This is a genomic window from Rhodohalobacter halophilus (assembly GCF_001715195.1).
Taxonomy (GTDB): domain Bacteria; phylum Bacteroidota; class Rhodothermia; order Balneolales; family Balneolaceae; genus Rhodohalobacter; species Rhodohalobacter halophilus.
In genome coordinates, this window is sequence record NZ_MDWE01000085.1 from 1 (window position 1) to 1,446 (window position 1,446).

Annotated in this window: 1 protein-coding gene; it reads left to right on the forward strand. The window is 42.4% G+C overall.

The genetic code is table 11. The features are described 5' to 3' along the window. Positions 1–418: 418 nt before the first annotated feature. Positions 419–859 (forward strand): DUF6036 family nucleotidyltransferase, encoded by a 441-nt coding sequence (locus BG260_RS13820; RefSeq protein ID WP_069133545.1) that lies wholly within the window; start codon positions 419–421, stop codon positions 857–859. Positions 860–1,446 lie beyond the last annotated feature (587 nt).

Consider the following 1,446-nt stretch of genomic DNA (forward strand, 5'->3'; position numbering starts at 1 on the left):
GTTCCCGTTGATTTCTCAAGGCCGAAGGCGGGCAGTGAACAGTTTGTTGGAGCCCTAGACCCGACAGGTTTTGAAAACCTGTCGGGTCTTTGTTGTTTTCATCCGTCTGACGAGGGTTTTTTGAACTCACCCCTCCCGATCAAAGACATCGGGACAGGCTCGGGGTAAGCATAGCGCAACTCCGGGACAAAGAGAAGACCACAATAGTCGGGAGTTTTTATTACATTATATGCAGTTGAGTCGCTGCACAAATGAGATAATACCATGGAGCCCCTGATCAAAAAATATCATATAAATGAGTCTTCCCAGCAAGATGATACGTTGGAATACTGGGCGGATAAATCCATTGCTCACAAATTGGAAATCGTTGAATCTCTGAGAATGGATGCAATAAAAATGGGACTATATCCTGATTTAGATGAAAAGGAACCAAGACTTCAAAGAGTTTATAAAATTACTACACGATCATAATGTACAATATTTGATCGTAGGGGGGTATGCATTTGCAATTCATGCAGAACCGAGATTTACAAAAGACCTGGATGTTTTTATACGTTCCGATCACCATAATGCATCAAAACTAATGGGTGTTTTGAAAGATTTTGGATTTGGGTCGCTGGATCTTAAACTGAATGATTTTACTGAATCTGATCAGGTTATCCAATTGGGGTATGCACCGTTACGTATCGATATACTAACCGGTATTTCCGGTATTGAATTTGATGATGCTTGGAAGAATAAAGTTGTTGGTCAATATGACGGACAAGAAACTTATTTTATTGGCAAAGACGATCTTCGAAAAAATAAACTCGCTTCCGGACGCCCCTCTGATATTGTAGATGCAGAAAAGTTGAAATAAGTGGGCACAATCCATCAATCTGACTGACTGTTCTATTGCCCAATCATTTGTTAAACCCATGAATGGATTTTGGGGTTCCCCCTATCGATACCGCCCAAATATGAATACATCATGATAAGATATATATTTAGTTTACTAGTGATAAGCGGTGAACACTGTCCTCAAAACCTTATCAGCTATTAGCTGAACTCTTATACAGGCCTGGTGTTCACAAATGTCGGGTAGTACCAAATAGGGAGAAAGACCCATTACTTCTAATCGAAGGGAAGGTTCACTACCCGACAGCTTATTTTTCAGGAGTAATCTGCAAAAAATCTCCTTCATAAACATCTGCAATAGTCTAAGGTTTGAAGGGGGGGCAGGGGGATGATGAGTTTTCACTGGAAATCGTCGGACGGGCTGGAGCCGTCGGACGAGAGCTTTGTACTTCTCACCGTATAGAAATACCAAGTTTTCATGGAAGCCAGACCCGACGGGTTTTGGAAACCTGTCGGGTCTTCGTTGTTTTCATGCGTCTGACGAGGGTTTTCGTTTATACCGTACTACGGTATGGAGATTTCTCCGCTCTCCGCCAGCCGGCGGATCTC